Genomic DNA, 21,502 nt, shown 5'->3' with positions numbered 1-21,502 from the left:
CTTACCGTATCGGCATGGCAGCCACCACCCACACAGTGACCAACCAGGCTCCGCCCCTGGTGGGATACGACGTATTCTCGTCCGACCGCGCTCTTGCCGAGGGGGTGGAACGGCATCTGGCGCCCGATCTCGTCGAGGAGGCGCGGGACGAGCTGAGCGCCCTCGGGCGCACCGCCGGTTCCGCCCAGGCGCAGGAGTGGGGCGTGCTGGCGAACGAGAACCCGCCCAAGCTCCGCACCCACGACCGCTACGGCAACCGCATCGACGAGGTCGACTTCCACCCGAGCTGGCACCGACTGCTCGGCCACGCCGTCGGGGCGGGACTCACGGACGCCTGGGGGCGGCCGGGCGGCCATGTGCGGCGCGCCGCCGGGTTCCTGGTGTGGACGCAGGCCGAGGCGGGCCACGGGTGCCCGCTGTCGATGACGCACGCGGCCGTGCCCGCGCTGCGGACCGATCCGGCGCTGGCCGCCCAGTGGGAGCCCCGGCTCACCTCGCATGTGTACGAGGAGGGGCTTCGGCCGGCCGCCGCGAAGGCCGGGGTGCTCTTCGGGATGGGCATGACGGAGAAGCAGGGCGGCAGTGACGTCCGGGCCAACACCACCCAGGCGAGGCCGCTCGGGGACGCCGGTGAATATCTGCTGACCGGGCACAAGTGGTTCTGCTCGGCGCCGATGTGCGACGGGTTCCTGGTGCTCGCGCAGGCGCCGGGCGGGCTGACCTGCTTCCTGGTGCCCCGGGTCCTGGAGGACGAGACCCGTAACACGTTCCGGATCCAGCGGCTCAAGGACAAGCTGGGCAACAAGTCGAACGCGTCCAGCGAGGTCGAGTTCGACGAGACGTGGGCGCGCCGGGTCGGGGAGGAGGGCCGCGGGGTGCGCACCATCATCGAGATGGTGGCGGCGACCCGGCTCGACTGCGTGGTCGGCTCGGCGGCGCTGATGCGGCAGGGCGTGGCGCAGGCGATCCACCACGCGGCGTACCGCAGCGCGTTCGGCGGGGTGCTGATCGAGAAGCCGCTGATGAAGAACGTGCTGGCGGATCTGGCCCTGGAGTCGGAGGCGGCGACCACGCTGGCGCTGCGGCTCGCGGCGGCGCAGGACGCCGCCCAGAGCGCAGACAGCGAGGAGGAGCGGGCGCTGCTGCGGCTCGCGGTGCCGGCCGCCAAGTACTGGGTGACCAAGCGCTGTACGCCGGTCGTCGCCGAGGCCCTCGAATGTCTGGGCGGCAACGGGTACGTGGAGGAGTCCGGGCTGCCCCGGCTGTTGCGCGAGTCGCCCCTGAACTCGATCTGGGAGGGCTCGGGCAACGTCCAGGCGCTGGACGTACTGCGGGCGCTGCAACGCGAGCCGCACGCCCTGGACGCTTTCCTCCAGGAGGTCGGCCGCGCGCGAGGCGCGGACCACCGCCTGGACGGGGCGATCAAGAACCTGCTGACGGAGCTGGCCGACCTGGACGGCATCGAGGCCCGGGCGCGCCGGCTGGTGGAGCGGATGGCGCTGGTGCTCCAGGGGGCGCTGCTGGTGCGCTGGGCGCCGTCGGAGGTCGCGGACGCGTTCTGCGCGTCCCGGCTCGGCGGCGACTGGGGCACGGCCTTCGGGACGCTGCCGCACACGCTTGACCTGGGCACGGTCGTGGAGCGGGCGCGGGCTCAGATCTGAGCCGGGCGGTTCCGGCCTGTACGCCCGGACGGTCCTGGCCGGTCCGTCCGGACAGTTCTGGCCGGTCCGTCCGGACAGTCCTGGCCGGTCCGTCCGGACAGTTCTGGCCGGTGCGTCCGGACAGTTCTGGTCGGTGCGTCCGAGTCGGCCACGGCCGTCCGTGGGGCGGTCGGCGCTGGGACCGGAACGTCCGGCGGGGGTGGCGCTGCGCCGACACGGCACCACCCCCGCACTCTCATGCGCCCTTGCGGGCCATGACGACCGGACGTCCGGTGTTCCACCACCTTCGTACACACACACGGCCGTTCGCGAGAGTTGCAAAGGGTTGCAACCCATGTGCGGCATATCGCCGCGCGCGAACGCCCGGGCGGGCACGATGAATTCATGGCACCCGCGTTCAACTCCCCCTCGGATCGCCGGTGTCGGCAGGAGGACCCATGCAGGACACCACCCCCCTCGACCCGGCCCGGCTGGCCGCGATGGACGTGCGGGAAGCCACCCGGCTGCTGAAGGGCATGCGGGCGGCCGCACTCGCCGGCCGGCCCTCCAAGGTCACCCCGCGCGCGGAGATCGACGCGTCCTGGCGCCGGGTGCTCGACCACGGGGTGAACCCGGACGGCGACAACCACGGGGGGCTGCTGCCGCTGGAGGAGGTGGAGCGGCGCCGTCAGTCCTCCCCCCTCAAGGAGGTGCTGGCGGTGCTGCGGGAGGCGCTGGTGTCGGTCGCGGACGCCGCGCAGCACATCATGGTCGTCTCCGACGCCGACGGAAAGCTGCTGTGGCGCGAGGGCCACGCCTCCGTCCTCAGGAACGCCGACGCGCTGGGGTTCGAGGTCGGGGCCGACTGGAGCGAGGGCGTGGTGGGGACCAACGGGGTGGGCACCCCGCTGATCACCGGCCGCCCGATGCAGGTGTACTCGGCCGAGCACTTCGTCTCCGCCCACCACACCTGGACGTGTGCGGGCGCGCCGGTCGTCGACCCGCGCGACGGGCGGCTGCTCGGCGTGGTGGACGTGAGCGGCCCGCTGTCGACGATGCACCCGGCGACCCTCGCGTTCGTCATCTCCGTCGCGCGCCTCGCCGAGGCCGAGCTGCGCACCCGCCATCTCGCCGCCGTGGAACGGCTGCGGACGGTGGCGGCTCCCGTGCTGTGCCGGGTCGGCGGCCGGGCGCTCGCCGTCGACACCAACGGCTGGACGGCCGCGGTGACGGGGATGCCGCCGGTGGACCGGCTGCCGCTGCCGAAGTCGTTCCGGGCGGGCCGCGTCTGGCTGCCCTCGCTCGGCATGTGCGCGGTCGAGCCGCTGCCGGGCGGCTGGCTGGTGCAGACGGTGGACGACGTACGGCGGGCGGACGCGCTACCGCGGCGGGTGGTGCTGGATCTGAGCCGCCCGCGCCGCTCGTCGGTGACGGTCTCGGGGGACGCGGGCAGCTGGGCGCAGGAGCTGAGCCCGCGCCATGCCGAGCTCCTCTACGTACTGGCCCTGCACCGCGCCGGGCGTACGGCCGCGCAGCTGGCCCACGACATCTTCGAGGACCCTACGCGTACGGTGACGGTACGGGCGGAGATGTCCCGGTTGCGGCGCCATCTCGCCGAGGTGCTCGCCCACCGGCCGTACCGGTTCGCGGAGGACGTGGAGGTGGAGGTGATCCGGCCCGCCCACCCGGCGGACCTGCTCCCCCACTCGACGGCCCCGGCGGTCCTCGGCGCCCGCCACCACCCGCACTGAGCGGGGCTTCCGGCCCCGGCTTGGGGGCGGGGCGGCGGCCGTGATTCTCTGAGCGGCATGAACATCGACGTCACCACGTGGTCGCTGGAACAGACCTCTCCGGGCGACCTCCGCCCCGCGGCCGAGCCCGCCGGGGACGTCCGGATCGTCCGGGCGGCGGTGCCCTCGCCCGAGTTCAGCCGCTTCCTCTACACGGCGGTGGGCGGCGACATCCGCTGGATCGACCGTCTGTCGTGGTCGTACGCGCAGTGGCAGGAGTTCCTGGCCAAGCCGGGCGTGGAGACGTGGGTGGCGTACGAGAACGGCACCCCGGCCGGTTACGCCGAGCTCGACGCGCAGGACGAGGGCGCGGTGGAAATCGTCTACTTCGGCCTGATCCCCGCGTTCCGGGGCCGCCGCATCGGCGGCCACCTCCTGTCGTACGGCATCGCCCGCGCCTGGGACCTGGCGGAGCGGTGGCCGGACCGCGCTCCGACCAAGCGGGTGTGGCTGCACACGTGCTCGCTGGACGGGGAGCACGCGATGGACAACTACTTGCGGCGGGGGTTCCGGCTGTTCGACACGAAGGTGGAGGAGCAGGCGGAGGTGGCGGCGCCGGGGGCTTGGCCGGGGGCGTGAGTTACGGGTTCAGGTGGGCCTGGACGAAGCGGCGCACGGGGATGCGGGAGGCGCGGGCGCGGCGGGTGAGGACAAGGGCGCGAACCGCGAGCGCCTCACAGGCGCCCAGCACGGCCGCCCCCACCCACAAGGCGGTGGCCGTCCCCCACCACTCGGCCGCCGCCACGGGGGCGTACACGCAGACGGCGGCCACCATCCCGACCAGGCCCAGGGCCGGTACCGCAGCGGTCAGCTCGGCGCCGGCGAGAAGCAGCCCCCACTCTCCGACTATGAGGAACAGCACCACCCAGCCGAACCACTCCGGTCCCCACGGGTGCCAGCCGACCGCCGCATCGGCCGCGCGCACCGCCGCGACGCCGGAGACCATCAGGAAGATCGCCGCCAGCCCCCAGAAGTGCCCGCTGTCCCGGAAGCGGTAGTCAGGGTGCTCGACCGCGGTGCCGGCCCGTGCCCAGGCGGCCCGGTGGACCACTCCGTGCTGGCAGAGGAGCACCCCGGCCGACCTCCGCATACGGGCCGGAAGCAGGGCGAGGATGCACACTTGAGGCATCGGGACGCCAGCCAGTGACAGGAACCGCTCCCGCAGCGCCGGGGCGCTCGGGCTTTCCCGAGCCCCTGCCATGCGGCTCTGTGAGATCGTGGCGCCCGCCTCAAGTCCCAGCCCTCTGGCCAGCGGCTCATCGGTCACCTCCAGAGCGAGACGGTCGACCGGTTCCCGCCCCACCAGGGCCAGCGCGGCGAGGATGCGCGGATCGGCCTGCACGCCCTCCGGGGGGGACTCCGCCGCAGCCCAGATCGCCGCCGCGATCAGGCTCACGCGCTTGACGAGAGGGTCCCCCTCTCCCTTGGCGAACGGCTGCCACACCCAGAGGAAGTCTCCGTCGAAGGCACTCTGCGGGAGCTCCCGCAGCGCACTCTCGATCTCCAGGTCCCGCAGCAGGTCCGCGAGGAAGAACGCCTGGTCCGCCGCCCACAACCACCCGTAACCGGTCTCGTCCGCAGGGGGCGTGGCCAATGCGACGGCCGCACGTGGGGTCCGTATCTCCCACAGCAGCCGTGCCACGGCCCCTTCCCCCCACCGCGCAGCCTCCCTCAGTGCCGGCACCGCCAGGTCGCCCATCCGCACGAGGGCCGGTCCGGCCCCCGGGACCGTGGGCAGCAGTTCCGCGAGCCGCTCCGCCGCCCTCGGCAGATTGGTGGCGGCGAGCGCGGCCAGCGCCGCCTCCTGGCGCACGGAGCGCCGCCCATCGGCGGCGAACGTCGACAGCATGCGGAACACCGCCGCCCCTCGCGGTCGCCGATCCGCCGCCACCAGGCCGAACGCGGCGATCACCGCCTGGAGGTCCGCACCGGTCTCCCGCCCCAGCCGTTCCCGGAACCTCCCCACGATCTCGTCGGCGAGGCCCTCGTCCACCACCTGCGCATCCGCCAGACACTGAAACGCCAGCACCGGGTCCAAGGCCAGCACCGCCCGCACCACCTCCGTACAGTCCCGCGTCTCCGCCCCGCACCACAGCCGTACCGTCTCCCGCCAGGTGGCGGGGTCGCGGCGGTAGCGGTCGAGCAGGCCCGTCGGGTCGGCCGCGAGGCGGGTCGCGGCCAGGTACTCCTGGAGCGTGAGGTGGGCGAACTGGTAGCGCTCGCCGCTGTCCACCGCGAGCAGCAGCCCGCTGCGCTCGACGATCTCCTCCAGTATTTTCTGCGCCTGAGCCGCCGGACGCCCCTGTTCCTCCAGGGCGGCCCGTACACACGAAAGGACCTCCCGCTCCGGCAGGGCCAGGCGGTCGTGGACGTTCGAGGGAACGTCCTGCGCCGCGAGGGCGAGGGCCTGCAGGACCGCCTTCTTCGCCGTGGGCGGGAAGCGCGCGTCGCGCTGGCGGTCGCCGAGCAGGCTGCCCGTGACCTGCTTGTAGAAGTCGGCGCGGGTGTGCGGGAGCACCTGGTCCGTGCCCGCGTACACATTGCAGTACAGGTACGCGATCATCGTCAGGAGCAGCGGATTGCGGGCGAGCGGCATCAGCTGCGGGGTGTCGCGCAGGGCGCCGAGCAGCTGCTCCACCGTGTCGGGCGCCAGGCGTTCCGGCCAGGGCCAGCCGTACAGGAAGCGGCGGACGAGGCGTTCGTCGAACTCCTGGACCCGCAGCGTGCGGTCGGCGTCCTCGTTGAACTCGCCCCGGTAGACCGCGATCCGGCAGGTGACCACCGCTCGGCACTTCGCGTGGGTCCGCATGAACTGCCTGATCGCGTCCGCGACCTCTTTCCGCTGGGCCGTCGGGACCTCGTCCAGGCCGTCGAAGTACACGGCGAGGCGGCCCTTGGCGAGCGCCCGGTCGGCCCACTTCCCCGCGCCCGGGAAGTCATGGTCCGCGAAGTGTTTCACGATGTGGTCCCTCAGATCCCCCTTCTCCAGGTTCACCTCGTGCAGCTTCAGCAGGACCGGTACGTCGACGAGCTCCCCCGGTTCCGCCTTGGGCGGGCGGCGGCGTCCGTACCAGGCGCGGCGCGGCGGGCCGTCCGGGCGGTAGCGCTCGCGGCACCAGGCGAGGACGGTGTGGCGCAGGAGCATCGTCTTGCCCGCGCCGGGTACGCCGAGGACCACGGCCCGGCGGGCCTTGTGGAGCGACGCCGCCGCCTCGCCCTGCTCCGCGCCCGCGCCGAAGCCGGACGCGGTGCGCAGCGGCACGTACACCTGCGACATGTCCATGGCCTGCGGATCCTCGAACTGGAAGGAGACGGAGAAGCGCTCGTGGCGCTCGTGGACACGGACGACATAGCGGCGCAGTGCCGTGCGGGTGAGCAGTGCGCTGCCCGCGAGCCGGTCGTAGAGCAGGGCTGCGGCCTTGTCGACGAGTGACTTGAACCAGTCCTTCAGCTTGAGGACCAGGACCCCCGCGGCGAAGGCCGCGGCGGCCTGTACCCAAGCCGGCACCCATGACTGCACCTGACTCCACACGAGCATGCCCCCTCACCCCCGGCGCCTCCCGGCACAAGGCAGGATAGGAGCGGCGCCGGTCCCGCGTCCGGTGGACGACCGAGGTGACCCACAACACACCGTCTCACGATTCGGGACATTGTTGTCCACATTTTGGATAGTGGTGGACTGGCCCGAGATGCCCGTGACACGCTTCCGTCATGTCCGGAACTGGAATTGCCTTGGTGAGTCGACGACACGTCGACCTGGGCCGTATGTCCAGCGCCATCTGTCCGGCCCGCTGAGAGACCCCAGCACCGCCGCCCCCAGCTTCTTCACCGTACTTGCGCACCGCCGCGCCCTCAGCGCGAGTGTGCAGGTCAGAGCCGCCCTCCTGCAGTCCCGAAGGACGTATCTCCATGGCCGCCACCCCAGACAAGCCCGCCTCCACCGCCCCCCGCCGCAAGCCGGGGCGCCACCGTGGTGAAGGTCAGTGGGCCGTCGGTCACTTCACGCCGCTCAACGGGAACGAGCAGTTCAAGAAGGACGACGACGGTCTCAATGTGCGGACACGTATTGAGACGATTTACTCCAAGCGCGGATTCGACTCCATCGACCCCAACGACCTGCGCGGACGCATGCGCTGGTGGGGTCTGTACACCCAGCGCAAGCCCGGGATCGACGGCGGCAAGACCGCGATCCTGGAGCCGGAGGAGCTCGACGACTCGTACTTCATGCTGCGCGTACGGATCGACGGCGGGCGGCTGACCACCGAACAGCTGCGGGTGATCGGTGAGATCTCGCAGGAGTTCGCGCGCGGGACAGCCGACCTCACCGACCGGCAGAACATCCAGTACCACTGGATCCGCATCGAGGACGTGCCGGAGATCTGGCGGCGGCTCGAAGCCGTCGGCCTGTCGACCACCGAGGCGTGCGGCGACACCCCGCGGGTCATCCTCGGCTCGCCGGTCGCCGGCATCGCCGAGAACGAGATCATCGACGGCTCGTCCGCGATCGACGAGATCCAGCGCCGGTTCATCGGCAACCCCGAATTCTCCAACCTGCCGCGCAAGTTCAAGTCCGCGGTCTCCGGCTCGCCGCTGCTCGACGTGGCGCACGAGATCAACGACATCGCGTTCGTCGGCGTCGAACACCCCGAGCACGGCCCCGGCTTCGACCTGTGGGTCGGCGGCGGGCTCTCCACCAACCCCAAGCTGGGGGTGCGCCTGGGTGCCTGGGTGCCGCTGGAGGAGGTGCCGGACGTGTTCGGCGGTGTCATCGGCATCTTCCGCGACTACGGCTACCGGCGACTGCGCACCCGCGCCCGGCTGAAGTTCCTGGTGGCCGACTGGGGCCCGGAGAAGTTCCGCCAGGTCCTGGAGGACGAGTACCTGAAGCGCGAGCTGACCGACGGACCGGCGCCCCAGCAGCCGCCCGCCGTCTGGCGCGACCACCTCGGCGTCCACAAGCAGCAGGACGGCCGCTTCTACGTCGGCTTCGCGCCCCGCGTCGGCCGCGTCGACGGCACCGTCCTCACCAAGATCGCGGAGCTCGCCGAGGCGCACGGCTCCGGCCGGCTGCGCACCACCGCAGAGCAGAAGATGATCGTGCTCGATGTGGCGGAGGAGCAGGTCGAGTCGCTGGTGGCGGGGTTGGAGGCGCTGGACCTGAAGGTCGCGCCGTCCCCGTTCCGCCGCGGCACGATGGCCTGCACCGGCATCGAGTACTGCAAGCTGGCGATCGTCGAGACGAAGGCGCGCGGCGCCGCGCTCATCGACGAACTGGAGCGCCGCATCCCGGACTTCGACGAGCCGCTCACCATCAACATCAACGGCTGCCCGAACGCCTGCGCCCGTATCCAGGTCGCGGACATCGGTCTCAAGGGGCAGCTGGTCCTGAACGACGAGGGCGAGCAGGTCGAGGGCTACCAGGTGCACCTGGGCGGCGCGCTCGGCCTGGAGGCGGGCTTCGGCCGCAAGGTCCGCGGTCTGAAGGTCACTTCGGCCGAACTGCCCGACTACGTGGAGCGGGTCCTCAAGCGCTTCGAGGCCGAGCGCGAGACCGGCGAGCGGTTCGCCTCCTGGACCGCGCGCGCCGACGAGGAGGCCCTGTCGTGAGCGAGCGAGCGGCGCCCTTCTACTGCCCGTACTGCGGGGACGAGGACCTCCGTCCGTCCGAGGAGGGCCACACGGCCTGGGAATGCGCGAGCTGCAACCGCGCGTTCCGGCTCTCGTTCCTCGGACTGCTGGCCCGCGGGCCGCGGACCGGACACCCGCGGGAGGAGACCTCATGACGACCCTTCAGGCACACTCGGCCGACGAGCTCAGGGCACTGGCCGAGGCGGCCGGGCGCGAACTCGAAGAGGCCGAGCCCCTCGGCATACTCCGCTGGGCGGCCGACACCTTCGGCAAGCGGTTCTGCGTGACCTCCTCGATGGAGGACGCGGTGGTCGCCCATCTCGCCTCGCGCGCGCTGCCCGGCGTGGACGTGGTGTTCCTCGACACCGGCTACCACTTCCCGGAGACCATCGGCACCCGGGACGCGGTCGCCGCCGTGCTGGACGTCAACGTCATCACACTGACACCGCGTCAGACCGTGGCCGAGCAGGACGCCCAGTACGGCCCGAAGCTGCACGACCGCGACCCGGACCTGTGCTGCGCGCTGCGCAAGGTCAGGCCGCTCCAGGAGGGCCTGACCGCGTACTCCGCGTGGGCGACCGGCCTGCGCCGCGACGAGTCCCCGACCCGGGCGAACACCCCGGTGGTCGGCTGGGACGAGAAGCGGCAGAAGGTCAAGGTCTCCCCGATCGCCCGCTGGACGCAGGACGACGTGGACGCGTACGTCGCGGAGCACGGCGTGATCACCAACCTGCTGCTCATGGACGGCTATCCGTCCATCGGCTGCGCGCCCTGCACCCGCCGCGTGGCGGAGGGCGAGGACGCGCGGGCCGGCCGCTGGGCCGGGCGCGACAAGACCGAGTGCGGGCTGCACGGCTGATGACCAACATCCAGGAGAACCAAGTGAGCGGGGCCACCACCGGAGCCACCATCTGGCTCACCGGGCTGCCCAGCGCGGGCAAGACCACCATCGCGTACGAGCTGGCGGACCGGCTGCGCGGGGAGGGCCACCGGGCCGAGGTGCTCGACGGCGACGAGATCCGCGAGTTCCTCTCGGCCGGGCTCGGCTTCAGCCGCGAGGACCGGCACACCAATGTGCAGCGGATCGGCTTCGTCGCCGAACTGCTCGCCTCCAACGGCGTCAAGGCGCTGGTGCCGGTGATCGCCCCGTACGCCGACAGCCGTGACGCGGTCCGGAAGCGCCACCAGTCCGAGGGCACCGCCTATCTGGAGGTGCACGTCGCCACTCCCGTGGAGGTCTGCTCCGAACGCGATGTGAAGGGCCTGTACGCCAAGCAGGCGGCCGGCGAGATCAGCGGGCTCACCGGGGTCGACGACCCCTACGAGGCCCCCGAATCGCCCGACCTGCGGATCGAGTCGCACCAGCAGACCGTGCGGGAGTCCGCGTCCGCCCTCCACGCACTGCTCACCGAGAGGGGTCTCGCATGACGACGACCGCTGCCGCCCTGACCGAGGGCACCGACAGCCCGTACGCGCTGACCCACCTCGACGCCCTGGAGTCCGAGGCGGTGCACATCTTCCGCGAGGTGGCGGGCGAGTTCGAGCGGCCGGTGATCCTCTTCTCCGGCGGCAAGGACTCGATCGTCATGCTGCACCTGGCGCTGAAGGCGTTCGCCCCCGCGGCGGTCCCCTTCACGCTGCTGCACGTCGACACCGGGCACAACTTCCCCGAGGTGCTTGAGTACCGGGACCGCGCCGTCGCCGAGCACGGGCTGCGGCTGCACGTCGCCTCCGTGCAGGAGTACATCGACCGCGGTGTCCTCAAGGAGCGCCCGGACGGCACCCGCAACCCGCTGCAGACCGTGCCGCTGACCGAGGCCATCCAGCAGCACCGCTTCGACGCCGTGTTCGGCGGCGGGCGGCGCGACGAGGAGAAGGCCCGGGCCAAGGAGCGGGTGTTCTCGCTGCGCGACGAGTTCTCGCAGTGGGACCCGCGCCGCCAGCGCCCCGAGCTGTGGCAGCTCTACAACGGCCGGCACGCGCCGGGCGAGCACGTCCGGGTCTTCCCGCTCTCCAACTGGACCGAGCTGGACGTGTGGCAGTACATCGCCCGCGAGGAGATCGAGCTGCCGCAGATCTACTTCGCGCACGAGCGCGAGGTGTTCCGGCGGGCCGGCATGTGGCTGACCGCGGGCGACTGGGGCGGCCCCAAGCAGGACGAGAGCGTCGAGAGACGGCTGATCCGCTACCGCACGGTCGGCGACATGTCCTGCACCGGCGCCGTCGACTCCGACGCGACGACGCTGGACGCCGTGATCGCCGAGATCGCCGCCTCCCGGCTCACCGAGCGGGGCGCGACGCGCGCCGACGACAAGATGTCCGAGGCCGCGATGGAAGACCGCAAGCGCGAGGGGTACTTCTAGAATGTCCACACCCGTTGACAATGCTGTGCAGTTCGCGGACCTCTCCGCGACCACCCTGCTGCGCTTCGCGACCGCCGGGTCCGTCGACGACGGCAAGTCCACCCTGGTGGGCCGCCTCCTCCACGACTCCAAGTCGGTCCTCACCGACCAGCTGGAGGCCGTCGAGGCCGCCTCCGCCAAGCGCGGCCAGGACGCCCCGGACCTGGCGCTGCTCACCGACGGCCTGCGGGCCGAGCGCGAGCAGGGCATCACCATCGACGTCGCCTACCGCTACTTCGCCACCCCCCGGCGCCGGTTCATCCTGGCCGACACCCCCGGGCACGTGCAGTACACCCGGAACATGGTGACCGGCGCGTCCACCGCCGACCTCGCCCTGGTCCTGGTCGACGCCCGCAACGGCGTGGTCGAGCAGACCCGCCGGCACGCCGCGGTCGCCGCCCTGCTGCGGGTGCCGCACGTGGTGCTCGCGGTCAACAAGATGGACCTGGTCGGGTACGAGGAGAAGGTCTTCGCGACGATCGCCGAGGAGTTCACCACGTACGCCGGCGAACTGGGCGTGCCGGAGATCACCGCGATCCCGATCTCGGCGCTGGCCGGCGACAACGTGGTGGAGCCGTCCGCCCACATGGACTGGTACGGCGGCCCGACCGTCCTGGAGCACCTGGAGACGGTCCCGGTCAGCCACGACCTCACCGGCTGCCACGCCCGGCTGCCCGTGCAGTACGTGATCCGCCCGCAGACCGCCGAGCACCCCGACTACCGGGGCTACGCGGGCCAGATCGCCGCGGGCACCTTCCGCGTCGGCGAGAACGTGACCGTGCTGCCCTCGGGCCGCACCTCGAAGATCTCCGGGATCGACCTGCTCGGCGAGTCGGTGAACGTGGCCTGGACCCCGCAGTCCGTGACGCTGCTCCTCGACGACGACGTCGACATCTCGCGCGGCGATCTGATCGTGCCGAGCGGGGACGCGCCCGCGACCACGCAGGACGTGGAGGCGACGGTCTGCCATGTGGCCGACCAGCCGCTCGCCGTGGGCCACCGTGTGCTGCTCAAGCACGGCACCCGTACGGTCAAGGCGGTCGTCAAGGACATCCCGTCCCGGCTGACCCTCGACGACCTGTCGCTGCACCCGCACCCGGGGCAGCTGGTCGCCAACGACATCGGCCGCGTCAAGATCCGTACCGCCGAGCCGCTGCCGCTCGACTCGTACGCCGACTCCCGCCGCACCGGTGCCTTCATCCTGATCGACCCGGCCGACGGCACCACGCTCACCGCGGGCATGGTCGGCGAGTCGTTCGCGTCGCCCGAGCCGGTCAAGGCCGATGTCGACTACGACGGATGGGACTTCTGACCATGACCATCCACGACTTCTACTCCACGTTCGCGAAGGAGGGCGGCCGCGTCGGCAGCGGCGCCCTCGGCAGCGGGCAGGGCGGAGTGGGCCGATGTGCGCGATGACGTACGCGCACCGCTCGCGCGCCCCGCGGCCCGACCCGCACGACCCGCTCCATCCGCACAGACGAAGACCTGCCGACTTCCCGGCCATCTGCCCTGCCCCCAGGGGGAGTTGACCGCCGGGCCAACGAGAGGAACCCCTCCCGTGCCTGCCAACCGCACCGCTCTCCGCCGCGGCCTCGCCGTCGCCGCGTCCCTCCCCCTGCTCGTCCTGGCCGCGTGCAGCTACGGCTCCGACAAGAAATCCGACGACAGCCAGAAGGCCGGTGTCGCCTCCGACGCCAAGAAGCTGTCGGCCGACAGCGTGAAGATCGGCTACTTCCCGAACCTCACCCACGCCACCGCGCTGGTCGGCGTCCAGGAGGGCCTGTTCCAGAAGGAACTGGGCGGCACCGAGGTGAAGACCTCCACCTTCAACGCGGGCCCCTCCGAGATCGAGGCGCTCAACGCCGGGTCGATCGACATCGGCTGGATCGGCCCCTCCCCCTCGATCAACGGCTACACCAAGTCCAAGGGCCAGAACCTGCGCATCATCGGCGGCTCCGCGTCGGGCGGCGTGAAGCTGGTGGTCAACCCGGACAAGATCAAGTCCCTGGACGACGTCAAGGGCAAGAAGATCGCCACCCCGCAGCTCGGCAACACCCAGGACGTGGCCTTCCTCAACTGGATCGCCGAGAAGGGCTGGAAGGTCGACGCCCAGAGCGGCAAGGGCGACGTCTCCGTGGTCCGTACGGACAACAAGATCACCCCGGACGCCTACAAGTCCGGCTCCGTCGACGGCGCCTGGGTGCCGGAGCCGACCGCGTCCAAGCTGGTCGCGCAGGGCGCGAAGGTCCTCCTCGACGAGGCCGACCTGTGGGCCGACAAGGAGTTCGTGATCACGAACATCATCGTGTCGCAGAAGTTCCTCAAGGCGCACCCCGATGTCGTCGAGGCGGTGCTGCGCGGCTCGGTGAAGACCAACGACTGGATCAAGGCCAACCCGGACAAGGCCAAGGCGTCCGCGAACGCCGCGCTGAAGTCGCTCAGCGGCAAGGCGCTGCCCGCGAACGTCCTGGACCCGGCGTGGCAGTCGATCAAGACCACCGACGACCCGCTGGCCGCCACCCTCGGCATCGAGGCCGACCACGCGGTCAAGGCCGGTCTGCTGAAGAAGCCCGACCTGGACGGCATCTACGACCTGGCCCCGCTCAACAAGGTCCTCAAGGCCCTGGGCAAGCCCGCGGTCGCCGACGCCGGCTACGGCGTCAAGTAACCCCGTACCCGTACCAGTTCCCAGGAGGTGACGACCATGGCCCTTGCAGTCGCCGAGGCCGCGGACCGTACGACGGTGGAGTACGCCGCCCGGATCGGGCACGTGTCGAAGTCGTTCGCGGGTCCCGCCGGCCCCCAGCTCGTGCTCGACGACATCACCCTCGATGTCGCGCCGGGCGAGTTCGTCACCCTCCTGGGAGCCTCCGGGTGCGGCAAGTCGACGCTCCTGAACCTGGTGGCGGGGCTCGACAGGCCGACCGCCGGGACCATCGAGACGCCCGGCGGGCGGCCCGCGCTGATGTTCCAGGAGCACGCGCTGTTCCCGTGGCTGACCGCGGGCAAGAACATCGAGCTCGCGCTGCGGCTGCGCGGCGTACCCAAGGCCGAGCGCCGCGAACGCGCCGAGGAGCTGCTCGAACTGGTACGGCTGACCGGCGCGTACGGCAAGCGGGTGCACGAGCTGTCCGGCGGTATGCGCCAGCGCGTGGCGATGGCCCGCGCGATCGCCCAGGACAGCCAACTGCTGCTGATGGACGAGCCGTTCGCGGCGCTCGACGCCATCACCCGGGACGTCCTGCACGACGAGCTGACCCGCATCTGGCGCGAGACGAACCTGTCCGTCCTGTTCGTCACGCACAACGTGCGCGAGGCCGTCCGGCTCGCCCAGCGCGTGGTGCTGCTTTCGTCCCGGCCGGGCCGGGTGGCGCACCAGTGGACCGTGGACATCCCGCAGCCGCGCCGCATCGAGGACTCCGCCGTCGCGGAGCTCTCCGTAGAGATCACCGAACAACTGCGTGGGGAGATCCGCCGCCATGGCCAGCACTGAGACGTCGGCGGCCGACGAGGCCGCCAAGACCGTCAAGGCCGACAAGGACACCCACGATCTGGCCGGTCTGGAGGCGGGCCTCGACGCGCTTGAGACGGTGCAGAGCGGGCGCACCCCGTTCCGCGAGACCCTGGTCCAGAAGATCCTGCCGCCCCTGTCGGCGGTCGCGCTGGTCCTGGTGGTCTGGCAGGGCCTGGTGTGGGCGAAGGCCGCCGACGACACCAAGCTGCCCTCGCCGTCCTCGGTCTGGTCGGGCCTCAAGGAGCTCTGGCTCCAGGGCACCCTGCTCGACATCGTCTGGACCAGCGTCTCGCGCGGGCTGCTCGGCTTCCTGCTCGCGCTGGCGATCGGGACGCCGCTGGGGCTGATCGTGGCCCGGGTGAAGTTCATCCGCGCCGCCATCGGGCCGATCCTGTCCGGCCTCCAGTCGCTGCCGTCGGTGGCGTGGGTGCCTCCGGCGGTGATCTGGCTCGGCCTGAACAACTCGATGATGTACGCGGTGATCCTGCTGGGCGCGGTGCCCTCGATCGCCAACGGCCTCGTCTCCGGCGTCGACCAGGTCCCGCCGCTGTTCCTGCGCGCGGGCCGCACCCTGGGCGCCACCGGCCTGCGCGGCACCTGGCACATCGTGATGCCCGCCGCCCTGCCCGGCTATCTGGCGGGTCTGAAGCAGGGCTGGGCGTTCTCCTGGCGCTCGCTGATGGCCGCCGAGATCATCGCGTCCTCCCCCGATCTGGGCCTGGGGCTCGGCCAGTTGCTGGAGAACGGCCGCAACAACTCCGACATGCCGGGCGTCTTCCTCGCCATCTTCCTGATCCTGATCGTCGGCATCGCGATCGACCTGCTCATCTTCAGCCCGCTGGAGCGCTATGTGCTGCGCAGCCGCGGTCTGCTGGTGAAGAGCTGAGCCACGATGTACGGACCGGTCCTCCTCGTCATCGCCCACGGCAGCCGCGATCCGCGGCACGCGGCGACCGTGCACGCCCTGGTGCGGCGCGTGCGGTGGCTGCGGCCGGGGCTGCGCGTGGAGACCGGCTTCCTGGACTTCAACGCCCCGGCCGTGCCGCAGGTCCTTGAGCGTCTCGCCTTCGAAGGGGTACGGGAGGTCGTGGCGCTGCCGCTGCTGCTGACCCGGGCCTTCCATGCCAAGGCCGACATCCCGGCGGTGCTCGCCCAGGCCCCGCCGCAGCTGGACATCCACATCGCGGACGTCCTCGGCCCGTCGCCGCTGTTGCTCTCGACGGTGGAGCGACGGCTCCAGGAGGCCCTGCACGAGGCGGGGCTCGCCCCCGCCGACAAGCGCTCGACCGGGGTCGTCCTGGCCTCGGCGGGCTCCACGGACCCGGAGGCGATCGCAGTGATCGCAGATGTAGCGCGGGAGCTGCGGCACACCGGTTGGTGCGCCGTGCGACCTGCGTTCGCCTCCGCTGCTCTGCCCCGCACCGAGGACGCGGTACGGGAGTTGCGGGAATCCGGGGTGCGGCGCGTCGCCGTAGCCCCGTACGTCATCGCCCCCGGCTTCCTGCCCGACCGGATCGCCCGGGGCGCGCACGACGCGGACGTGCTGGCCGGTGTACTGGGCGCGGCCCCGGAGCTGGCCCGGCTGCTGCTCGTACGGTACGAGGAGGCGCGGGCACGGGCGGCCGGCCCGGCCGCGCTCACCGCCTGAGCAGGTCCTCGGCGAGCGAGGTGCGGGCGTACTGGACGCTTCGGCCCCGCCGGGACCGGTACAGCAGCCCCGCGTCGTAGAGCACCGACAGGTGCCGGCTCACCGCGCCCGGGTGATCTCCAGACGCCGGGCGAGCTCGGTGGTGGTGGCGGGTTCCGCGAGCAGGGTCAGCAGACGGGCGCGGGCCGGGCCGAGGAGGCGGACCAGGGCGCGGTCGTTGACCGGTGGCGGCATCTCGCTGAGCGTTCCCCTGCCGTGCGCCGGGTAGTTGAGGACCGGCGGCAGGCCCGGGTCGACGGTGGAGATGGCTCCGCGCGCGAACGTCGCCGGCCCCCGTGTCCCCCATGCTTCAGCCGGACACTAAATCATTGCCCTTGGCGTGTACACACCGGGTTGAGTGACCGCATGACCGCCACCGTGCAGGCCCCCACCCCACCCGCCACCAGAGCCGGCCTCCTCCCCGTCGTTCGCGGGCTGGGCCGTCCTGGCCGGGCTGTTCGCGGTGGCCGGACTCGCCGTGCGCCCCCGGCGGTTCACTGGGCCCAGCGGGACGGCGCGTGGCGCGGCGAACACTGACCGAGCCCCGTACGACCTGGGGGCGCGGGGCTGTGTCATTGTGCGGCTCCGCCGCGATGGGGGACCCCCTGTTCGAGTGAATCCGAGAACCTGGGGGAGGGAGCGACCAGCCCCCAGCGGCCCGCAGACGAACGCCGCCCCTCCTACCCCGCCGCTGTCGTGCCGGTCACCGTGACCGCCGGGCCGGTGCCCGCCGCCGTGACGGCGGCGATCGTGAAGGTGTACGGGGTCCCGGGCTTCAGAGAGCCCACCACCCGGAACATCCCCTTGCCCGAGGGCCGGGTCACCAGCACGTCCCGCCCGCCGACCGGCACCACCCGGCCGCCGGAAACGGTGATCTGATATCCGATCACCTCGGCATCGCCCGTGGCCGTGGGCGGCGTCCAGACGACCGTGGCCGCGTGGGCGGCGGTGCGCAGCTTCGCGCCGGTGGGCGCGGCGGGCAGTACGGACGCCGCCGTCGGCGCGAGCGGCGCCGACGCGAGCGAGGGCGCGCTCTCCCCGTACGCGTTCCGCGCGGTCACGACCACCCGGAACGGCCCCTCCGCCGCCCTGAGTTGCCCGATCCGCGCCACGGCGAGGCGCTTGAAGTCCGCAGCGTCGACACTCGCCCGAGCCGCTTCCGTACCGTCGGCGCGCAGGGCGTGCGCCGTGTACCCGGTGACCGGTGAACCGCCGTCGGCGTAGCCGGGGTTGAACGTGACGTACAAGCCGTCGCTCCCCGCCGTGCTCGTCCCGACGCGGGCGGGAGCCTCCGGCACGGAGACCGCTCCCGTCGTACGGGTGAGCACGCTCCGGTACGCGGGTTCGATCCCGGCGTTGTCGACGATCTCCGGGGGGACGTCGGACAGTCCGGCCATGAGGTGGTTCCCGCTGGTCACCAGGCCCTTGTTGGAGCTGTCGGCGGCGCCCTCCTCCCACCAGTTGCCCGTGATGAGCGTCGGGTCGTTGTTGCCGAGCGTGTCGCGGTAGTCGGTGTGGCGGCTGGCGACGTTCGCGTACGCCGCCCCGTAGAGGACGTTGCCCCGCACGGTCTCGTACGTACAGCCGTTGTCGGTGTAGACGCTCTTGCCCAGGCCCCACTGGTCGTGGATGACGTTGCCGGTGACCTTCTCGCCGTCGGCCATCGAGGTGCCGGTCAGGCCCTGGGTGTAGATGCCGCCGCCGTCGTCGAGCAGCTGCATGTAGTCGAAGACCAGGTTGTCGCGCACGGTGTTGTCATGGCTCGGATTGGGGGTCGCGGGTGAGCCGATCTTGTCGGGCCAGCCGCCCCAGCCCAGGGAGATCGCGCTGTAGCCGAGGTGGTCGAGCTGGTTGTGGGCGATGGTGGTGTGCTGGGTGTAGCCGTCGAGGATGCCGACGCCGCCGTGGTACTCGCGCGGCAGCGCGTAGAGGTGATTGTTCGTCACCTCCACGCCGGAGGAGGGTTGCTGGCCGTCCACGCCTCCGATCTCCAGTCCGTTGCCGGAGATGTCGGTGAAGACGCTGCCGCGCACGGAGGAGTCCGTGGTCCCGGCACCGAGGTCGAGCCCGGCCGCGCCCAGGTGCGCGAAGACGCTGTCGCTGATGCCGATGCGCTGCCCGTACGTGAAGGACACGTTGCCCGGCATCTTCGTCCAGGAGGCGAAGGGGCAGGTGCCACCGTCGACGAAGCCGCAGAGGCCCTGCGTCGCCCAGCCCTTCGGGCCGGTGATGGTGTAACCGGCCTGGATCTCCGAGAACCCCTCTGGCCCGGACGGCGTCAGCCAGGTGGCGTAGCCGAACTGGAGGCCCTGGAAGGCGATGTCGTGCAGGGGCGCGGCCCGGGTGCCGCGTCCGTCGACGAGCTTCTCGGCGGCGGCCGCCTCCACATCGGCGCGGCTCAGGTCCTCGCCCGTGCGCGGCAGGTAGTACACGGTCTGCGCGGAGCGGTCGAGGTACCACTCGCCGGGCCGGTCGAGGAGTTCATAGGCGTTCTCCACGTACGAGGCCCGGCCGCTGTTGGTGAGACGGCCCGGGCCCACCATGCTCACGGTGCGGCCGGGCCGGTCGGGGAACTCCACGCGTTTGTTGGAGTTGTCCCAGCAGGGCTGGGCCATGGTGATCGCGGTGCCTCGCGCCGAGGCGATACGGCAGCGCGGCTCGGTCCACTGGCCGAGGCCGTTGCGTTCGACGTTCCACAGCGACTCGCCGCTGGTGTAGACGAACTCGGCGTCGGAGGGATGGCGCCAGCGCGCGAGGGTGTCGGCGGTGGCGGTGTAGCCGGTCGCCGTCACCGTCAGGCCGACCGGGACCTCGCCACGGGCGCGCTGGGCGCGCACCCCGTCCACGTACAGCTGCCGTGTGTCGGTGAGCCCTTGGGGCGCCGGGGCGGACCAGAGCCCGGGGCGCCCGGCGACCGGCTGCCAGCCCTCGACCTTGCGCCCGCCGCTGATCAGGGTCGAGCCGGCGCCGGCGCCCTGCCAGACGATCCGGTGCCCGGCCGGGCCGGAGTCGCGCCCGTCGAGGACGAGCGGCCCGGCCGTCCGGTACGTACCGGAGGCGAGGTGCACGGTGATGTCGCCGGAGTAGTGGGCGGCGCCGTAGCGCGCGGCCTTCCCGCGCGCCAGGTCGCGGGCGCGGGTCAGGGTGCGCACGGGGTGGCCGGCCGTGCCGTCGGCGGCGTCCCGGCCGGAGGGGGAGACGTAGACGTCGGCGGTGCGCGGCGCCGCGCGGGACCCGGCCCCGGCCGACGGCACCAGACCGGGGCCGCTCAGGACCAGGGCGGCGAGCACACCGGTCAGTACGGCTCGTACGGGCGTGCTCCGGAGCGCGGGCATGCTGCCTCCTCTGGGGGCCGGCCGAGAGCGGCGGGGATGCGCCGGGATCGGCCTGGTAAGCCCAGGGAAACATAGGAGCACTGCCATGGAACGGTCAACGCATGAGCCGATTTTTCTGCACGCTGGCACTCAACTCCCGCCAGTCATCGGATCACTTGGGGCGGCTCAGTCGAAGTCGAGACCGCCGGTCCGGGTCCGCTTCAGCTCGAAGAAGTCGGGGTTCGAGGCGATCACGCGCACGCTGTCGAAGAGGCGGGCCGCCTCCTCGCCGCGCGGGATGGATCTGAGCACCGGGCCGAAGTAGACGGTCCCGTCGAGGTGCATCGTCGGCGTGCCGACATAGGCGTCCGCCTCCGGGTCCTTGCCCGCGTCGTGGCTGCGCCGCACCGCATCGTCGTACGCGGGGTCGTGCGCGGCGTCCGCGAGCGCCGCCGGAAGGCCGAGCTCGGCCAGCGCCTGGGCGATGACCTCGTCGAAGTCCTCGTTCTTCTGCTGGTGTATCCGGGTGCCGTACGCGGTGTAGAGGTCGCGCAGCACCCCGTCCCCGTGGTCCTGCGCGGCCGCGACGGCCACCCGTACCGGGCGGATCGACTTGTCGACCAACTCCCGGTACCACTGCGGCAGTTCATTGCCGGTGTTGTGCAGATACAGGCTCATCACCCGGAACCGCAGGTCGATGCTCCGGTGCCGCTCGACCTCCAGCATCCAGCGCGAGGTGATCCAGGCGAACGGGCAGGCGGGGTCGAAGTAGAAGTCGACGGCGGTGGTGCCGGTGTGCTCGATGGTGTTCATGGGACGAAGGTAGCGGTGGATTGGCACCGGGGTCCGGGCCATTCACACATCGTCCGGCTGGGCCACTTGGGAGCACACTCGGGCTCCGGGGTCAGGCGCCGGTCATCTCCACGAGCGCCTTGACCGTGTTCCAGTTGCGGGCCGTCGCGTCGATGCCCTTGAGCAGGGCGGGCTTCGCGAGCGCTTCGGCGAGCTTGGAGCGGCCGATGCCGTCGGGTGCGTACAGATAGAGGACCCGGTCGCCGAGGCGGAACGTGTCGGGCAGGAACGCCTTGATGTCGATGCCCGCGAAGCGCTCGGGGTCGGCCGGGCCGGAGAAGAACGTGGCGTGCAGCTGCTTGCCCTCCAGCTCGTCGGCCGGGAAGGGGCAGGCGTCCACGACGGCCTTCAGATAGGCGCCGGTGCGCACCATGCAGGCGACACGGAAGCCGAAGTGCTTCTCGATGGCCCGCTCCAGGTCGGCGGCGAGCGCGTCCGGGTCGTGGGAGTCACTGCTGAAGACCGCGTTGCCGCTGTTGAGATAAGTGCGTACGGAGCCGTGGCCGAGCTCGGTGAGCAGTGCTCTGAGCTCGGCCATCGGGACCTTCTTGTTGCCGCCCACATTGATCCCGCGCAGCAGGGCGGCGTACATCGTCGTCATGTCCACACAATAGGACGGCCCCCGTGCCTCGTGGGGGATGGCACGGAAGCCGTCGTTCACGACTGCCTGGG

General features: G+C 71.7%; 19 protein-coding genes. 14 read left to right on the top strand and 5 right to left on the bottom strand.

The annotated features are described in order from the left end of the window. Nucleotides 1–14 precede the first annotated feature (14 nt). From ACFWA7_RS17540 to ACFWA7_RS17530, 3 genes are all read left to right on the top strand, one after another. A complete protein-coding gene (locus ACFWA7_RS17540) occupies nt 15–1,661 on the top strand; it encodes an acyl-CoA dehydrogenase family protein (RefSeq protein ID WP_385538721.1) in 1,647 nt (548 codons plus the stop codon). Between the two features lie 437 nt (nt 1,662–2,098). Then, nucleotides 2,099–3,391, top strand: a complete 1,293-nt coding sequence (locus tag ACFWA7_RS17535) for a GAF domain-containing protein (protein WP_385823744.1) — start codon at nt 2,099–2,101, stop codon at nt 3,389–3,391. A 57-nt stretch (nt 3,392–3,448) separates the two neighbouring features. Beyond that, a complete protein-coding gene (locus tag ACFWA7_RS17530) occupies nt 3,449–4,009 on the top strand; it encodes a GNAT family N-acetyltransferase (protein ID WP_385538717.1) in 561 nt (186 codons plus the stop codon). A gap of 1 nt (nt 4,010) precedes the next feature. Here ACFWA7_RS17530 and ACFWA7_RS17525 read toward each other — a convergent pair whose 3' ends face one another. Then, a complete protein-coding gene (locus ACFWA7_RS17525; RefSeq protein ID WP_385823742.1) occupies nt 4,011–6,938 on the bottom strand; it encodes an NACHT domain-containing protein in 2,928 nt (975 codons plus the stop codon). Between the two features lie 203 nt (nt 6,939–7,141). Between ACFWA7_RS17525 and ACFWA7_RS17520 the strand changes: the two genes are divergently transcribed. The 11 genes from ACFWA7_RS17520 (at nt 7,142) to ACFWA7_RS17470 (ending at nt 16,625) form a co-directional block, all read left to right on the top strand. Then, nucleotides 7,142–7,225 carry a putative leader peptide gene (locus tag ACFWA7_RS17520; RefSeq protein ID WP_310591794.1) on the top strand — a complete coding sequence of 28 codons (84 nt, stop codon included), beginning with the start codon at nt 7,142–7,144 and terminating at the stop codon, nt 7,223–7,225. A gap of 114 nt (nt 7,226–7,339) precedes the next feature. Then, nucleotides 7,340–9,037: a nitrite/sulfite reductase gene (locus ACFWA7_RS17515; protein ID WP_385823740.1), complete on the top strand. Its 1,698-nt coding sequence runs from the start codon at nt 7,340–7,342 to the stop codon at nt 9,035–9,037. Further along, nucleotides 9,034–9,213 (top strand): hypothetical protein, encoded by a 180-nt coding sequence (locus ACFWA7_RS17510; protein WP_385538713.1) that lies wholly within the window; start codon nt 9,034–9,036, stop codon nt 9,211–9,213. The genes ACFWA7_RS17515 and ACFWA7_RS17510 overlap by 4 nt, the downstream gene beginning before the upstream one ends. After that, nucleotides 9,210–9,917: a phosphoadenylyl-sulfate reductase gene (locus ACFWA7_RS17505; protein ID WP_385823738.1), complete on the top strand. Its 708-nt coding sequence runs from the start codon at nt 9,210–9,212 to the stop codon at nt 9,915–9,917. Before ACFWA7_RS17510 ends, ACFWA7_RS17505 begins: the two co-directional genes overlap by 4 nt. After that, on the top strand, nt 9,917–10,486 hold the full coding sequence (gene cysC, locus ACFWA7_RS17500) for an adenylyl-sulfate kinase (RefSeq protein ID WP_385538711.1): 570 nt from the start codon (nt 9,917–9,919) through the stop codon (nt 10,484–10,486). The genes ACFWA7_RS17505 and cysC overlap by 1 nt, the downstream gene beginning before the upstream one ends. Beyond that, nucleotides 10,483–11,421, top strand: coding sequence for a sulfate adenylyltransferase subunit CysD (cysD, locus tag ACFWA7_RS17495; protein ID WP_385538709.1), 939 nt, complete (start codon nt 10,483–10,485; stop codon nt 11,419–11,421). Before cysC ends, cysD begins: the two co-directional genes overlap by 4 nt. Nucleotide 11,422: 1 nt before the next feature. Then, nucleotides 11,423–12,772 (top strand): sulfate adenylyltransferase subunit 1, encoded by a 1,350-nt coding sequence (locus tag ACFWA7_RS17490; RefSeq protein ID WP_385823736.1) that lies wholly within the window; start codon nt 11,423–11,425, stop codon nt 12,770–12,772. A gap of 249 nt (nt 12,773–13,021) precedes the next feature. Continuing rightward, entirely contained in the window at nt 13,022–14,131 is a 1,110-nt protein-coding gene (locus ACFWA7_RS17485) for an aliphatic sulfonate ABC transporter substrate-binding protein (RefSeq protein ID WP_385823734.1), read from the top strand. A 36-nt stretch (nt 14,132–14,167) separates the two neighbouring features. Continuing rightward, complete coding sequence (locus tag ACFWA7_RS17480; protein ID WP_385538703.1) at nt 14,168–14,956, top strand: ABC transporter ATP-binding protein; 789 nt, start codon at nt 14,168–14,170, stop codon at nt 14,954–14,956. Then, complete coding sequence (locus tag ACFWA7_RS17475) at nt 14,943–15,863, top strand: ABC transporter permease (RefSeq protein ID WP_385823732.1); 921 nt, start codon at nt 14,943–14,945, stop codon at nt 15,861–15,863. Before ACFWA7_RS17480 ends, ACFWA7_RS17475 begins: the two co-directional genes overlap by 14 nt. Nucleotides 15,864–15,869: 6 nt before the next feature. Further along, complete coding sequence (locus ACFWA7_RS17470) at nt 15,870–16,625, top strand: sirohydrochlorin chelatase (RefSeq protein ID WP_385823730.1); 756 nt, start codon at nt 15,870–15,872, stop codon at nt 16,623–16,625. Nucleotides 16,626–16,724: 99 nt separating this feature from the next. On the opposite strand, the gene ACFWA7_RS17465 is transcribed toward ACFWA7_RS17470, so the two are convergent. The 4 genes from ACFWA7_RS17465 to ACFWA7_RS17450 all read right to left on the bottom strand — a co-directional run bounded on the left by ACFWA7_RS17465 (nt 16,725) and on the right by ACFWA7_RS17450 (nt 21,431). Further along, nucleotides 16,725–16,859 carry a hypothetical protein gene (locus tag ACFWA7_RS17465; protein WP_385823729.1) on the bottom strand — a complete coding sequence of 45 codons (135 nt, stop codon included), beginning with the start codon at nt 16,857–16,859 and terminating at the stop codon, nt 16,725–16,727. A 485-nt stretch (nt 16,860–17,344) separates the two neighbouring features. Further along, on the bottom strand, nt 17,345–19,999 hold the full coding sequence (locus tag ACFWA7_RS17460; protein WP_385823727.1) for a fibronectin type III domain-containing protein: 2,655 nt from the start codon (nt 19,997–19,999) through the stop codon (nt 17,345–17,347). Between the two features lie 165 nt (nt 20,000–20,164). Then, a complete protein-coding gene (locus ACFWA7_RS17455) occupies nt 20,165–20,791 on the bottom strand; it encodes a DsbA family protein (RefSeq protein WP_385823725.1) in 627 nt (208 codons plus the stop codon). Between the two features lie 91 nt (nt 20,792–20,882). Further along, nucleotides 20,883–21,431: a DUF1697 domain-containing protein gene (locus ACFWA7_RS17450; protein WP_385538691.1), complete on the bottom strand. Its 549-nt coding sequence runs from the start codon at nt 21,429–21,431 to the stop codon at nt 20,883–20,885. Nucleotides 21,432–21,502 lie beyond the last annotated feature (71 nt).

The sequence above is a fragment of the Streptomyces sp. NPDC059994 genome, assembly GCF_042737755.1.
Lineage (GTDB): Bacteria > Actinomycetota > Actinomycetes > Streptomycetales > Streptomycetaceae > Streptomyces.
Note: the sequence above shows the minus strand (reverse complement) of the source record. Positions and strands in the feature narration are given on the sequence as shown.